Source organism: Pseudomonas sp. R32, from assembly GCF_009866705.1.
Taxonomy (GTDB): Bacteria; Pseudomonadota; Gammaproteobacteria; order Pseudomonadales; family Pseudomonadaceae; genus Aquipseudomonas; species Aquipseudomonas donghuensis.
In genome coordinates this window covers 4,195,868-4,209,019 of the sequence record NZ_CP019396.1, presented here as the reverse complement: position 1 = coordinate 4,209,019, position 13,152 = coordinate 4,195,868, and the positions used below count along the sequence as shown (strand labels likewise).

The window sequence follows — 13,152 nt, the reverse complement described above, 5'->3', positions numbered from 1 at the left end:
CCGGCCTTGCCGGCGATGGGCCGCATAGCGGCCTCCGGATCACTTGGCCTTGGTCACCCGCCAGATCTTGTTGCCCACATCATCAGCCACCAGCACGCCACCACGCTGGTCATTGATCACCCCCACCGGCCGGCCCATGGCCTTGCCCTCGTCATTGAGAAACCCGCTCAGCAGGTCAATCGGTTTGCCTGCGGGCCTGCCAGCGGTGCTGAAGGGCACGAAGATCACCTTGTAGCCACTGTGCGGCTTGCGGTTCCATGAGCCATGCTGGCCGATGAATGCGCCTTGCTCGAACGGCGACGGCAGCACGCCCGGCTCGGCAAAGGTCAGGCCCAGCGAAGCCGTATGCGGCCCAACGGCATAGTCCGGGGCGATGGCGCTGGCCACCAGGTTCGGGTCGGAAGGGTTGACCCGCTGATCGACGTGCTGACCGAAATAGCTGTAAGGCCAACCATAGAAGCCGCCATCCTTGACTGAAGTGATGTAGTCGGGCACCAGGTCGCTGCCGATCTCGTCGCGCTCGTTGACCGCGGTCCACAGCTGGCCGGTGTGTGGTTCCCACGCCAGGCCGTTGGGGTTGCGCAGGCCAGAGGCGAAGATGCGCTGCTGGCCGCTGGCCGGGTCGATTTCCCAGATCGCCGCACGGCCTTTTTCCTGGTCCATGCCGTTCTCGCCGACATTGCTGTTGGAGCCGACAGTGACGTAGAGCTTCTTGCCATCCCGGCTGGCGATCACGTTCTTGGTCCAGTGATGGTTCAGCGTACCGCCCGGCAGGTCAGCCACCGGCGTGCCGGGGCCGTGGATCGAGGTGGCGCCGGGTTGGTAGTGAAAGCGCAGCAGGCGATCGGTGTCGGCGACGTAAAAGTCATTGCCAACCAGGGCCATGCCGAAGGGCGAATTGAGGTGCTCGATAAAGGTCGTGCGGGTTTCCGCCACGCCGTCATGGTCGCTGTCGCGCAGCAGGCTGATACGGTTGGCACTGGGGACGCTGGCGCCCGCCCGGTCCATGATCTTGCCCACCACCCAGCCACGAATGCCCATGCCGTTATCGGGCTTGGGTGGGGCATTGGTTTCGGCAACCAGGATATCGCCATTGGGCAGGGCATAGAGCCAGCGCGGGTGGTCCAGGCCTTCGGCGAAGGCCACTACCTGGGTGCCGGGGGCGGCCTTGGGCGTCATGCCCGGGGGCCAGCCTATGGCAGGGGCGATGTTGACGGTGGGGATCAGGGTCTTGTTGGGTTCAGGCAACTGCGGCGACGGGCCAACCCCGTCGCTGACATCCAGGCGCGCGTGCTCGCCGCAGCCGCTTAACCCCGCTGTCACTGCCAGCAGCAGTGCAATCGGCTTGATACCCATGTCGTTTCCCTCGCAACATTGGCCGCTATTGCCAGTAGAGGCGGGCCAGGCGTGGGAGGTTCCCCGCTTCAGGCCTGCTTGAGCAGCAGGGCGATGCCGGGGTAATACTGGCCGGCTTCGTTGTGCAGCTTGCGGTAAGCGTAGGGGAAGTACCAGGCGATGGCGCAGGCGTTGTGCTTTTGCAGGTCGTCGACCAGGTCCTGCAGCTCTTCGGGGCTGGCGTGCTGGCCGGCTTTCCAGGGGCTGGCGAACAGCGCGGCAACCTTGAGCTGGCTGGGCGCAGCGATCTGCCGGGCGGCGTAAACGGTCTCGGCCAGGGCGTTGTTCAAATCGAGCTTGGCAATCTTTGGCCAGCGCTGGCTGCCTTGCAGGTAGGCGGCTTCTTCGTGGTTGGCGATGTACAGGTCGCAGCGGCCTTCACGATCACCGTCCTCGCGCTGTTTCTTGCTCTGGTGCTGTTGCAGGGTCACCAGCTCGGCTTGCCAGGCGGCGGCCGAGAGCAGGCCGAGGTTGGCCTGGGCGCCGTGCCAGTAGGGCGCCTCGCCATCGCCGAGGGTCTGGTTGAAGCGGTCGATGCAATCAACCCAACGTTCCAGGGCGGAGCGCAGGAACTCCAGGCGCGCGTTATTGATGATCAGGCCTTGCATGCTGCTCTCCCTTATAGTTGTGATCGAGTACAGCCGAAGTTATGGCTATTTGATATCACTGAAGTCAGTGTTACACAAGATGACAAAGGCGCCATTGATCCAGGCCAGTTCAGCGCCTTTCATTGACGCTCCGGGTGCAACCCTCTAACCTTCGCGACTTGTTTCAGGTGCTCTGTGGGCTATGGCCTGGCAGGGTGAAACAGGGAAGCCGGTGGGCGTGCAAGGCGCGCGAATCCGGCGCTGCCCCCGCAACGGTAGGTGAGTCAAGGCCGCGCAGGGCCACTGGGTGTTCAACCCGGGAAGGCGCGCGGTCCCGGGTGTTCATGGCCCCGCTCACAAGCCCGGAGACCGGCCTGTAACAGCCAACGGCATCACGGAGGGTGATGCGCGGTTCCTCCGGCCTGTGCCGCAGCCCTGCGCGTTTTCCGTCTGCCATATCCATTCATCTGTCACGCCGTTTCCTTCGCGATCCTTGAGCAACCACAGGCTGCCAGGCTCGTTGCGGGCCGGCCGACAGTGGTTTGCGGAGAACCTCATGACTGAATCCACCGAGCGCGACGAACGCCACCTGGCCCGTATGCAGCGCAAGAAGGCCGTCATCGACGAGCGCATCGCCAATTCGCCCAACGAATGCGGCCTGCTGCTGGTGCTCACCGGCAACGGCAAGGGCAAGAGCAGTTCGGCCTTCGGCATGCTTGCCCGGGCCATGGGCCACGGTATGCAGTGCGGTGTGGTGCAGTTCATCAAAGGCCGCAACAGCACCGGTGAGGAGCTGTTTTTCCGCCGTTTTCCCGAGCAGGTGCGCTACCACGTGATGGGCGAGGGCTTTACCTGGGAAACCCAGGACCGCCAGCGTGATATCGCCGCCGCCGAAGCCGCTTGGGCGGTGTCGCGGCAGATGCTCCAGGACCCGTCGATCGCCTTCGTGGTGCTCGATGAACTGAACATCGCCCTCAAGCACGGTTACCTCGATCTGGACCAGGTCCTCAGCGACCTGCAGGCGCGCCCGCCGATGCAGCACGTGATCGTCACCGGTCGTGCGGCCAAGGATGAAATGATCGAACTGGCCGACACCGTCACCGAAATGGGCATGATCAAGCACGCTTTCCAGGCCGGTATTCGCGCCCAGAAGGGCGTCGAACTATGAGTGACGCGCTCCATTGCCCGGCGGTATTGATTGCCGCACCGGCCTCCGGCCAGGGCAAGACCACAGTGACCGCCGCGCTGGCGCGCCTGCATCGCAACCAGGGGCGCAAGGTCCGGGTGTTCAAGTGCGGCCCGGATTTTCTCGACCCGATGATCCTTGAGCGCGCCAGCGGTGCGCCGGTGTATCAGCTTGACCTGTGGATGGTCGGCGAGCAGGAAAGCCGCCGGTTGTTGTGGGAAGCGGCGGCTGAGGCCGACCTGATCCTGATCGAAGGGGTCATGGGGTTGTTCGATGGCACGCCATCGAGCGCTGACCTGGCCCGTCATTTTGGCGTACCGGTGCTGGCGGTGATCGATGGCACGGCCATGGCCCAGACGTTTGGCGCCCTGGCCCTGGGCCTGGCGCGCTATCAGCCGGACCTGCCGTTTGCCGGGGTACTGGCCAACCGCGTCGGTACCCTGCGCCATGCCCAGTTGCTCGAAGGCAGCCTGACCGAAGGCTTGCGCTGGTACGGCGGTCTGTCACGGGAAACCGGCATCGAGCTGCCCAGCCGCCACCTGGGCCTGGTGCAGGCCAGTGAGCTGAACGACCTCGATGCCCGCCTGGATGCGGCTGCCGCCGCCCTGGGTGCCAGTTGCGATGCGGCCTTGCCGCCGGCGGTGAGGTTCGCCGCGCCGACCGAGCGGGCGATCGAGCCTTTGTTGCAGGGTGTGCGCATCGCGGTTGCCCGCGACGAAGCCTTTGCCTTCACCTATGGCGCCAACCTCGACCTGCTGCGGGCCATGGGGGCGCAGCTGGCGTTCTTCTCGCCGCTGCATGATGCCAGCCTGCCGGATGCTGACAGTTTGTACCTGCCCGGTGGTTACCCGGAGCTGCATCACCAGGCGCTGGCGAGCAACACACCGATGCTCGAAGCCATTCGCGCCCACCATCACGCCGGCAAGCCATTGCTGGCCGAATGCGGCGGCATGCTTTACCTGCTCGAGGCCCTTACCGATGTCGGCGGCGAGCGTGCCGAACTGCTCGGCCTGCTGGCCGGCGAGGCGGTGATGCAGAAGCGCTTGGCCGCCCTGGCTCTGCAGGCGGTGGAACTGCCCGAAGGCACCTTGCGCGGGCACACCTACCATCACTCGCTGACCAGCACCGAACTTGAACCGATTGCCCGTGGCCAGAGCCCCAACGGTGGCCGCGGTGCCGAGGCGGTCTATCGCCACGGGCGGCTGACGGCGTCCTACGTGCATTTCTACTTTGCTTCCAACCCCCAGGCGTCGGCGGCGCTGTTGTGTCCATGAACGAACATGCTTTTACCGAAGCCGAACGCGCGGCGGTCTATCGCGCGATCGGCGAGCGCCGTGACATGCGCCATTTCAGCGGCGGCGAAGTCGCCCCTGAACTGCTCGCCCGTTTGCTTGAGGCTGCGCACCAGGCGCCCAGCGTCGGCTTGATGCAGCCCTGGCGGTTTATCCGCATCACTCAACGGGAACTACGTCAGCGTATCCAGGCCCTGGTGGAAGAGGAGCGGTTGCGTACCGCGCAAGCCCTGGGCGAGCGCTCCGACGACTTCATGAAACTCAAGGTCGAAGGGATCAACGACTGCGCCGAACTGCTGGTCGCCGCGCTGATGGATGAACGCGAAGCGCATATCTTCGGCCGCCGGACCTTGCCGGAGATGGACCTGGCGTCGCTGTCCTGTGCGATCCAGAACCTCTGGCTGGCCGCCCGCGCCGAAGGCTTGGGCATGGGCTGGGTGTCGCTGTTCGAGCCCCAGGCCCTGGCCGAGTTGCTGGGCATGCCGGCCGGCGCCAAGCCGCTTGCGATCCTTTGCCTGGGCCCGGTGCAGGCGTTTTACCCGGCGCCGATGCTGGTGCTCGAAGGCTGGACCACGGCGCGACCGCTGCACGACATGCTGTTTGAAAATCACTGGGGAGAGTCTTGATGAGTGTGGCGTTGCTGACGGTGGCCGGGGTGGCGTTGGATGCGCTGCTGGGCGAGCCCAAGCGCCGGCATCCACTGGTGGCCTTCGGGCGCCTGGCCGGGCGTCTGGAGCAACGCTTGAATGCCGGTGGCCGTGGTTGGCGCAGCCATGGTGTCAGCGCCTGGTTCCTGGCGGTGGTGCCGCTGACCTTCGTGGCCATGCTGCTGTCCTGGCTGCCGTACATTGGCTGGCTGGTCGAAGTGCTGGCGTTGTACTGCGCCCTGGGCCTGCGCAGCCTCGGCGAGCACGTGACGCCGGTGGCCGAAGCCTTGCGCCAGGGCGACCTGGAAAAAGCCCGGCAGCGCGTAGGTTATCTGGTCAGCCGCGAAACCCGCGAGCTGGATGAAACCGCCGTGGCCCGCGCCGCCACCGAATCGGTGCTGGAGAACGGCAGCGATGCGGTGTTTGCCGCGCTGTTCTGGTTCGTCGTCGCTGGCGTACCGGGGGTGGTGCTCTATCGCCTGAGCAACACCCTCGACGCGATGTGGGGCTATCGTAATGAACGCTTCGAACGCTTCGGCTGGGCCGCCGCGAAAATCGACGACTTGCTCAACTATATTCCCGCGCGGCTGGTGGCCCTGACCTACGCGCTGCTGGGCAAGACCCGCCTGGCCCTGAGCTGCTGGCGGCGCCAGGCGCCGTTGTGGGACAGCCCCAACGCCGGCCCGGTGATGGCTGCCGGCGCCGGGGCGCTGGGTGTCGAGCTGGGCGGCCCGGCGGTGTACCACGGCGAGCTGCACCAGCGCCCGCAACTGGGCGAAGGCCCGCAGGCCGATGCCGAGGCCATCGAGCGCGGCTGGCGCCTGGTCTGCCAGGGCGTGTGGTTGTGGTTGCTGTTGGTGTGCCTGGGGGCTGAATTCTATGCTTGAACACGGTGGTCGCCTGCAACGCGCAGTGCAGCAGTACGGCATTGCCCGCGAAGACTGGCTGGACCTGTCCAGCGGCATTGCTCCCTGGCCTTATCCAATCCCCGAGATCCCGCTGCGCGCCTGGGCGCGCCTGCCCGAGACCGACGACGGCCTGGAGCGGGCGGCCTGCGAGTATTACCAGGTCGAGCAACTGCTGCCGGTGGCCGGTTCCCAGGCGGCGATCCAGGCCTTGCCGCGTCTGCGCCGCCCCGGCACGGTCGGCGTCCTGTCGCCATGCTACGCCGAACACGCCGAAGGCTGGCGCCGCGCCGGGCACCGGGTGCGCGAATTGCCTGAAGATCAGGTCGATTACTACCTCGACAGCCTCGACGTGCTGGTAGTGGTCAACCCCAACAACCCCAGCGCTCGGTTGATATCTGCCGAGCAACTGTTGGAATGGCACGCGCGCCTGGCTCGCCGGGGCGGCTGGCTGCTGGTCGATGAAGCCTTCATGGACAACACCCCGCAACACAGCATCGCCGCGCATGCCGAGCGCTCCGGGCTGATTGTGCTGCGCTCGTTCGGCAAGTTCTTTGGCTTGGCCGGTGTACGCCTGGGCTTTGTCCTGGCTGAACGTCATCTGTTGCAGCTGCTCGCCGAACAGCTCGGGCCCTGGACCATCAGCGGCCCGACCCGGGTCCTCGGCCAGGCCTGCCTGCTCGATAGCGTCGCGCATCAACAGCAGATTGTTCGCTGCGCCGCTGCCAGCCAGCGTTTGGCCGGGGTACTCAGCGCGGCAGGTTTTGCCCCCCACGGCAGCTGCGACCTGTTCCAGTATCTGGTCACCGATCAGGCGGCGCAGCTGCATGAATTCATGGCCCGGCGCGGTATCCTCCTGCGCCTGTTCACCCAGCCGCCCAGCCTGCGCTTCGGCCTGCCGGCCAGCGAGCAGGACTTCCAGCGCCTGGCCCTGGCCTTCAGCGAATACCGCAAGGAACAACCATGACCACCCTGATGGTGCAGGGCACCACCTCCGATGCCGGCAAAAGCACCCTGGTGACCGCGCTGTGCCGCTGGCTGCTGCGCCAGGGCGTTGCGGTGGTGCCGTTCAAACCGCAGAACATGGCGCTCAACAGCGCCGTGACCGCCGAAGGTGGCGAGATCGGCCGGGCCCAGGCGGTCCAGGCCCAGGCGGCCGGCCTGGCGCCGCACACCGACATGAACCCGGTGCTGCTCAAGCCCAACAGCGACACCGGTGCCCAGGTGATCGTCCATGGCCGCGCGGTCACCAGCATGAATGCCGTGGCCTATCACGACTACAAGGCCATCGCCATGCAGGCGGTACTGGCCTCGCACCAGCGCCTGAGCGCGGCCTATCCGCTGGTGATGGTCGAAGGTGCCGGCTCGCCGGCCGAGATTAACCTGCGTGCCGGCGACATCGCCAACATGGGCTTCGCCGAGGCGGTGGACTGCCCGGTGATTCTGATTGCCGACATCAACCGCGGCGGGGTCTTCGCCCATCTGGTCGGCACCCTGGAATTGCTCTCGCCGAGCGAACAGGCACGGGTCCAGGGCTTTGTCATCAACCGTTTTCGCGGTGATATCGCTTTGCTCCAGCCGGGCCTGGACTGGCTCGAAGCACGTACCGGCAAACCGGTGCTGGGCGTGCTGCCCTATGTGCTGGACCTGCACCTGGAAGCCGAAGACGGCATCGACCAGCGCCAGGGCCTCAAGGCCGGGCGTCAGCTCAAGGTCATCGTGCCGGTGCTGCCGCGTATCAGCAACCACACCGATTTCGACCCGCTGCGCCTGCACCCGCAGGTCGATTTGCAGTTCATCGGCCCCGGCCAGCCGATTCCGCCGGCCGACCTGATCATCCTGCCTGGCTCCAAGAGCGTACGCGGCGATCTGGCACAGTTGCGTGAGCGCGGTTGGGACGAGGCGATCAGCCGCCACCTGCGTTATGGCGGCAAGGTGCTGGGCATTTGCGGCGGGCTGCAGATGCTCGGCCAGCGTGTGGAAGACCCATTGGGCCTGGAGGGGCCTGCCGGTGCCAGCGATGGCCTGGGGCTGCTGGACTTTGTCACCGTGCTGGAAGCCGAGAAGCAGTTGCGCAATGTCGCTGGCACCCTGCAACTGGAACAGGCAGCCATCAGCGGCTACGAGATTCATGCCGGCGTAACCCAGGGGCCGGCCCTGCAGCGCCCGGCGGTGCAACTGGACGATGGCCGCGCCGACGGCGCCCTCAGTGCCGACGGGCAGATCTTCGCCACCTACCTGCATGGCCTGTTCGAGGCGCCGCATAGCTGCGCCGCGCTGTTGCGCTGGGCTGGGCTGCAGGAGGTAGAGCAAATCGACTATCACGCCCTGCGCGAACGCGACATCGAGCGCCTGGCCGACCTGGTCGAGCAGCATCTGGACACCGCGCGCCTGCGCCAACTCTGCGGACTGAACTGACATGCTCAACCTGATTCTTGGCGGCGCCCGTTCGGGCAAGAGCCGCCTGGCCGAACAGTTGGCCAGCCAGAGCGGCTTGGCGGTCACCTACATCGCCACCAGCGAACCGCTCGATGGCGAGATGAATGCGCGGGTGCAGTTGCACCGCGAGCGGCGTCCGGCCGAGTGGGCATTGATCGAAGAACCGCTGGAACTGGCTCGGGTGCTCTGCGCCACTGCCGGTGCCGAACGTTGCCTGCTGGTCGACTGCCTGACCCTGTGGCTGACCAACCTGCTGATGCTCGACAACCCCGAGCGCCTGGCGGCTGAACGCTCGGCGCTGCTCGACTGCCTGGCGGGCCTGCCGGGCGAAATCATCCTGGTCAGCAACGAAACCGGCCTGGGCGTAGTGCCCATGGGCGAATTGACCCGCCGTTATGTCGATGAAGCCGGCTGGCTGCATCAGGCCATTGCCGAGCGCTGCCAGCGCGTGGTGCTGACCGTCGCCGGCCTGCCACTTACCCTCAAAGGACCTGCACTATGAGTCAAACCTGGTGGCTTGAAGCCTGCCGTCCTGTTGACCAGGCTGTTCGCGAACAGGCCCTGGCGCGTCAACAGCAACTGACCAAGCCGGCCGGTTCGCTGGGCCGCCTGGAGCAACTGGCGGTGCAACTGGCCGGCCTGCAGGGCCAGCTCAAACCGAGCGTCGAGCAGGTCTGGATCGCCATCTTCGCCGGCGATCACGGCGTGGTCGCCGAAGGCATCTCCGCCTATCCGCAGGCGGTGACCGGGCAGATGCTGCACAACTTCGTCAGCGGCGGCGCCGCTATCAGTGTGCTGGCGCGGCAGTTGAATGCTCAACTGGAAGTGATCGACCTGGGCACCATCGACCTGGCGCTGGAACTGCCGGGTGTGCGCCACCTGCGCGTCGGCCCCGGTACGGCCAACTTCGCCCAGGTGCCGGCGATGACTCACGAACAGGGCCTGCTGGCCCTGCAGGGCGGGCGCGAGAGTGCCTTGCGCGCCGCTGCCAGCGGTGCCCGGCTGTTTATCGGCGGGGAGATGGGCATCGGCAACACCACTGCCGCCAGCGCCTTGGCCTGTGCCTTGCTCGGTTGCCCGGCTACCGAGCTCAGCGGCCCGGGCACCGGCCTGGATGCCGCCGGTGTACGGCACAAGGCCGAGGTCATCGAGCGTGCCCTGAAACAGCACGCGGACCTTGGCGACGACCCGCTGCAACGGCTGTTGTGTTTTGGCGGCTTCGAGATCGCCGCGCTGGTCGGTGCCTACCTGGGGTGCGCCCAGGCCGGTGTCGCGGTGCTGGTGGATGGCTTTATCTGCACCGTCGCCGCCCTGGTAGCCACGCGCATCAACCCGCAGTGTCGTGACTGGCTGCTGTTCGGCCATCGCGGCGCCGAGCCCGGGCATCGCCGGGTGCTTGCCGCGCTCGACGCCGAGCCGCTGCTGGAGCTGGGCTTGCGCCTGGGCGAGGGCAGTGGTGCGGCGTTGGCGGTGCCGCTACTGCGCCTGGCTTGCGACCTGCACGGGCAGATGGCGACCTTCGCCGAAGCCGCGGTTGCGGACCGTCCGGCATGATCATCGACCTGCTGCGCCACGGCGAAACCGAACGGGGCGGCGGCCTGCGCGGCAGCCTCGACGATGCTCTGACCGACACGGGCTGGGCGCAGATGCAGGCGGCGGTGAAGGCTGCGGGGCCCTGGGATGCGCTGGTCAGTTCGCCATTGCAACGCTGCGCACGCTTTGCCGAAGCGTTGGGCACCCAGCTGGACCTGCCGCTGCAACTGGCGCCGGGGCTGCAGGAGCTGCATTTCGGCGAGTGGGAAGGGCGCAGTGCGGCAGACCTGATGCTCACCCACGAAGCCGAACTCGGGCAATTCTGGGCTGACCCTTATGCTTTCACACCGCCAGGCGGCGAGCCCGTGGCGGATTTCTCCGCACGGGTATTGCAGGCCATCAGCGCCTTGCACCAGGGGCATGCCGGCAAGCACTTGCTACTGGTCACTCATGGCGGCGTGATGCGCCTGTTGCTGGCCCGCGCCCGTGGCCTGCCCCGAGAACAATTACTGCAGGTCGAAGTGGCCCATGGCGCCTTGTTTCGCCTTGAGCTGCTGGCCGACGGCAGCCTGCGGGAAGTGCACTGAGATGCTGGCGTTCTGGATCGCCCTGCAGTTTCTCAGCAGCTTGCCGGTGCGCTTGCCGGGCATGCCGGCGCCGGAGCAGATGGGCCGCTCGCTGCTGTTCTACCCATTGGTGGGGCTGTTGTTCGGGGCGCTGCTCTGGGGGCTGAACGCGCTGCTGGCTGGCAGCCCGTTGCTGCTTCATGGTGCTTTGCTGCTCAGTGCCTGGGTGCTGCTCAGCGGTGCCTTGCACCTGGATGGCCTGGCTGACAGTGCTGATGCCTGGCTGGGCGGTTTCGGCGACCGCGAGCGCACCCTGCTGATCATGAAAGACCCACGCAGCGGGCCGATTGCCGTGGTTGCCCTGGTGCTAGTGCTGCTGCTCAAGTTCTGTGCCTTGCTGGCGCTGATCGAGCGCGGCGAGGGGCTGCTGCTGTTGCTCGCGCCGTTGATTGGCCGTGCGGCGTTGCTGGGCTTGTTCCTCAGCACGCCGTATGTGCGCAGCGGCGGGCTGGGCCAGGCCTTGGCGGATCACCTGCCGCGTCGGTCGGGCACGCTCGTTTTGCTGCTCAGCGCGCTGGCCTGTGTACTGCTGGCAGGGCTCAAAGGGCTGTGGGCTGTGCTGGTTGCCGCAGCGGTCTTCGCCTGGCTGCGCCGGTTGATGGTCCGTCGTCTGGGCGGTACTACCGGTGATACCGCCGGGGCCATGCTGGAGCTGCTGGAGCTGGCGGTATTGATCGCCCTGGTGCTGTGAGCGGCGAATAAAGGCTTGCAGTTGCCCAGGTGCGGGTATATACACGCATTATGTTGACCAGCGAATGCATCTGCACCCACCTGCGTCGCGCCGCCCGCGGGGTGAGCCGACACTATGACGAGGCCCTCGACGGCTTCGGGATCAATGTTGCGCAGTTTTCCCTGCTACGCCATTTGCGGCGCCTGGACCAACCGAGTATTTCCACCCTGGCCGAGGCCATGGGCCTGGACCGCAGCACCCTGGGGCGCAACCTGCGGGTGCTGGAGGCCGACGGCCTGGTGGCGTTGGCCGAAGGGCAGGACCTGCGCAATCGTATCGTCCTGTTGACCGAGCAGGGCAGGGCCCGCCTACAGGCAGCGGAACCGGCCTGGGAGCAGGCTCAAAGCGATTTGATCAACACCCTTGGCGAGGGCCAGCGCGACGAACTGGTGCGCCTGCTGGAGTTGCTGGCCTGAGCTTTTTACGATTATAAGCGGGTATATACCCGCATAACCTTGCGGCACTGGAGACAACAAAAATGACATCGGTATGGCGAACCAGTGGGTGGATTCTCCTTGGCGCGGCGCTGATCCTGGCGCTGTCGCTGGGCGTGAGGCACGGCTTTGGCCTGTTCCTGGCGCCGATGAGTGCTGACTTTGGCTGGGGCCGTGGCGTGTTCGCCTTCGCCATTGCCTTGCAGAACCTGATCTGGGGCCTGGCCCAGCCGTTTGCCGGCGCCCTGGCTGATCGCCTGGGGGCGGCCAAGGTAGTGATGGTCGGCGGTATTCTCTATGCCGTCGGCCTGGTGCTGATGGGTATGTCCGACTCGGCCCTGACCCTGTCGCTCAGTGCCGGCCTGTTGATCGGTATCGGCCTGTCGGGCACTTCGTTCTCGGTGATCTTCGGCGTGGTCGGCCGTGCCGTACCGGCGCAGAAGCGCAGCATGGCCATGGGTATCGCCAGTGCCGCCGGCTCCTTTGGCCAGTTCGCCATGTTGCCCGGCACACTGGGCCTGATCGGCTGGCTGGGCTGGTCGGCGGCCTTGCTGGTGCTGGGTTTGCTGGTGGCCTTTATCGTGCCGTTGGTAGGGTTGTTGCGCGATCGACCGTTGCCCAGCGATGGCCATGAGCAGACCCTCGGCCAGGCCTTGCGCGAAGCTTGCTCGCATTCAGGCTTCTGGCTGCTGGCCCTGGGCTTTTTCGTCTGCGGTTTCCAGGTGGTGTTCATTGGCGTGCACCTGCCGGCCTACCTGGTCGACCAGCACCTGCCGGCCACCATCGGCACCACCGTGCTGGCGCTGGTTGGGCTGTTCAATATCGTCGGCACCTACACCGCCGGCTGGCTGGGCGGGAGGATGTCCAAGCCGCGCCTACTGACCGCCCTGTACCTGTTGCGCGCGGTGGTCATCGTGCTGTTCCTGTGGGCACCGATCACCCCGTTCAGTGCCTATCTGTTCGGTATCGCCATGGGTCTGCTGTGGCTGTCGACCGTGCCCTTGACCAATGGCACCGTGGCCACCCTGTTCGGTGTGCGTAACCTGTCGATGCTGGGTGGGATCGTTTTCCTCTTTCACCAGTTGGGCGCGTTTCTCGGTGGCTGGCTGGGTGGGGTGGTGTATGACCAGACCGGTAACTATGACCTTGTCTGGCAGATTTCCATCCTTCTCAGCCTGCTCGCCGCAGCACTCAACTGGCCGGTACGCGAGCGCCCGGTCGCGCGCTTGCAGGCGCAAGCGGCATGAGCCCTATGGCCATTCGCACCGTGCTCGGCCTCGCCGCCGTGCTGGTGCTGGCGCTGGCCTGGTGGGGCTGGCATGAAGGCGGTCTGGCGTTGATGCAGTTGGGCATGGGCGTGTGCTAGGAGTACTCTGAT

15 protein-coding genes and 1 riboswitch are annotated in these 13,152 nt (G+C 66.1%); of the genes, 13 read left to right on the top strand and 2 right to left on the bottom strand.

The genetic code is table 11. The features are described 5' to 3' along the window. Nucleotides 1–39 precede the first annotated feature (39 nt). Nucleotides 40–1,356: a PQQ-dependent sugar dehydrogenase gene (locus PspR32_RS19460; RefSeq protein ID WP_159389042.1), complete on the bottom strand. Its 1,317-nt coding sequence runs from the start codon at nt 1,354–1,356 to the stop codon at nt 40–42. A 68-nt stretch (nt 1,357–1,424) separates the two neighbouring features. Next, on the bottom strand, nt 1,425–2,003 hold the full coding sequence (locus tag PspR32_RS19455) for a hypothetical protein (RefSeq protein ID WP_159389041.1): 579 nt from the start codon (nt 2,001–2,003) through the stop codon (nt 1,425–1,427). Between the two features lie 148 nt (nt 2,004–2,151). After that, nucleotides 2,152–2,374: riboswitch (cobalamin riboswitch) on the top strand. Between the two features lie 164 nt (nt 2,375–2,538). On the opposite strand from PspR32_RS19455, the gene cobO reads away from it, so the two are divergent. From cobO to PspR32_RS26490, 13 genes are all read left to right on the top strand, one after another. Then, entirely contained in the window at nt 2,539–3,150 is a 612-nt protein-coding gene (cobO, locus tag PspR32_RS19450) for a cob(I)yrinic acid a,c-diamide adenosyltransferase (protein WP_010220352.1), read from the top strand. Continuing rightward, entirely contained in the window at nt 3,147–4,442 is a 1,296-nt protein-coding gene (locus PspR32_RS19445; RefSeq protein ID WP_159389040.1) for a cobyrinate a,c-diamide synthase, read from the top strand. Before cobO ends, PspR32_RS19445 begins: the two co-directional genes overlap by 4 nt. After that, nucleotides 4,433–5,086 (top strand): 5,6-dimethylbenzimidazole synthase, encoded by a 654-nt coding sequence (gene bluB / locus PspR32_RS19440; RefSeq protein ID WP_162471120.1) that lies wholly within the window; start codon nt 4,433–4,435, stop codon nt 5,084–5,086. The genes PspR32_RS19445 and bluB overlap by 10 nt, the downstream gene beginning before the upstream one ends. Continuing rightward, entirely contained in the window at nt 5,086–5,994 is a 909-nt protein-coding gene (gene cbiB / locus PspR32_RS19435; protein WP_010220348.1) for an adenosylcobinamide-phosphate synthase CbiB, read from the top strand. Before bluB ends, cbiB begins: the two co-directional genes overlap by 1 nt. Continuing rightward, entirely contained in the window at nt 5,987–6,979 is a 993-nt protein-coding gene (cobD, locus tag PspR32_RS19430) for a threonine-phosphate decarboxylase CobD (RefSeq protein ID WP_010220347.1), read from the top strand. The genes cbiB and cobD overlap by 8 nt, the downstream gene beginning before the upstream one ends. After that, the gene (locus PspR32_RS19425) at nt 6,976–8,430 is read left to right on the top strand and encodes a cobyric acid synthase (protein ID WP_159389039.1); all 1,455 of its coding nucleotides are present in this window, start codon (nt 6,976–6,978) and stop codon (nt 8,428–8,430) included. The genes cobD and PspR32_RS19425 overlap by 4 nt, the downstream gene beginning before the upstream one ends. A 1-nt stretch (nt 8,431) precedes the next feature. Then, nucleotides 8,432–8,953 carry a bifunctional adenosylcobinamide kinase/adenosylcobinamide-phosphate guanylyltransferase gene (cobU, locus tag PspR32_RS19420; protein ID WP_010220345.1) on the top strand — a complete coding sequence of 174 codons (522 nt, stop codon included), beginning with the start codon at nt 8,432–8,434 and terminating at the stop codon, nt 8,951–8,953. Continuing rightward, entirely contained in the window at nt 8,950–10,005 is a 1,056-nt protein-coding gene (gene cobT / locus PspR32_RS19415; RefSeq protein WP_010220344.1) for a nicotinate-nucleotide--dimethylbenzimidazole phosphoribosyltransferase, read from the top strand. The genes cobU and cobT overlap by 4 nt, the downstream gene beginning before the upstream one ends. Further along, entirely contained in the window at nt 10,002–10,571 is a 570-nt protein-coding gene (cobC, locus tag PspR32_RS19410; RefSeq protein ID WP_010220343.1) for an alpha-ribazole phosphatase family protein, read from the top strand. Before cobT ends, cobC begins: the two co-directional genes overlap by 4 nt. A gap of 1 nt (nt 10,572) precedes the next feature. After that, nucleotides 10,573–11,301, top strand: coding sequence for an adenosylcobinamide-GDP ribazoletransferase (locus PspR32_RS19405; RefSeq protein WP_100782159.1), 729 nt, complete (start codon nt 10,573–10,575; stop codon nt 11,299–11,301). Between the two features lie 50 nt (nt 11,302–11,351). Further along, complete coding sequence (locus PspR32_RS19400) at nt 11,352–11,756, top strand: MarR family winged helix-turn-helix transcriptional regulator (protein ID WP_010220341.1); 405 nt, start codon at nt 11,352–11,354, stop codon at nt 11,754–11,756. Nucleotides 11,757–11,818: 62 nt separating this feature from the next. Further along, complete coding sequence (locus PspR32_RS19395) at nt 11,819–13,021, top strand: MFS transporter (protein WP_159389038.1); 1,203 nt, start codon at nt 11,819–11,821, stop codon at nt 13,019–13,021. Beyond that, nucleotides 13,018–13,140 carry a hypothetical protein gene (locus tag PspR32_RS26490; RefSeq protein ID WP_257792352.1) on the top strand — a complete coding sequence of 41 codons (123 nt, stop codon included), beginning with the start codon at nt 13,018–13,020 and terminating at the stop codon, nt 13,138–13,140. Before PspR32_RS19395 ends, PspR32_RS26490 begins: the two co-directional genes overlap by 4 nt. Nucleotides 13,141–13,152: the final 12 nt, after the last annotated feature.

Bases quoted from the DNA above. Each gene is read 5' to 3' on its own strand.
- PspR32_RS26490 (WP_257792352.1), top strand. From the start codon at position 13,018: ATGAGCCCTATGGCCATTCGCACCGTGCTCGGCCTCGCCGCCGTGCTG.
- cobU (WP_010220345.1), top strand. From the start codon at position 8,432: ATGCTCAACCTGATTCTTGGCGGCGCCCGTTCGGGCAAGAGCCGCCTG.
- PspR32_RS19445 (WP_159389040.1), top strand. From the start codon at position 3,147: ATGAGTGACGCGCTCCATTGCCCGGCGGTATTGATTGCCGCACCGGCC.
- PspR32_RS19455 (WP_159389041.1), bottom strand. From the start codon at position 2,003: ATGCAAGGCCTGATCATCAATAACGCGCGCCTGGAGTTCCTGCGCTCC.
- PspR32_RS19400 (WP_010220341.1), top strand. From the start codon at position 11,352: ATGTTGACCAGCGAATGCATCTGCACCCACCTGCGTCGCGCCGCCCGC.
- PspR32_RS19395 (WP_159389038.1), top strand. From the start codon at position 11,819: ATGACATCGGTATGGCGAACCAGTGGGTGGATTCTCCTTGGCGCGGCG.
- cobO (WP_010220352.1), top strand. From the start codon at position 2,539: ATGACTGAATCCACCGAGCGCGACGAACGCCACCTGGCCCGTATGCAG.
- cobT (WP_010220344.1), top strand. From the start codon at position 8,950: ATGAGTCAAACCTGGTGGCTTGAAGCCTGCCGTCCTGTTGACCAGGCT.
- PspR32_RS19425 (WP_159389039.1), top strand. From the start codon at position 6,976: ATGACCACCCTGATGGTGCAGGGCACCACCTCCGATGCCGGCAAAAGC.
- cobD (WP_010220347.1), top strand. From the start codon at position 5,987: ATGCTTGAACACGGTGGTCGCCTGCAACGCGCAGTGCAGCAGTACGGC.
- PspR32_RS19405 (WP_100782159.1), top strand. From the start codon at position 10,573: ATGCTGGCGTTCTGGATCGCCCTGCAGTTTCTCAGCAGCTTGCCGGTG.
- cbiB (WP_010220348.1), top strand. From the start codon at position 5,086: ATGAGTGTGGCGTTGCTGACGGTGGCCGGGGTGGCGTTGGATGCGCTG.
- PspR32_RS19460 (WP_159389042.1), bottom strand. From the start codon at position 1,356: ATGGGTATCAAGCCGATTGCACTGCTGCTGGCAGTGACAGCGGGGTTA.
- cobC (WP_010220343.1), top strand. From the start codon at position 10,002: ATGATCATCGACCTGCTGCGCCACGGCGAAACCGAACGGGGCGGCGGC.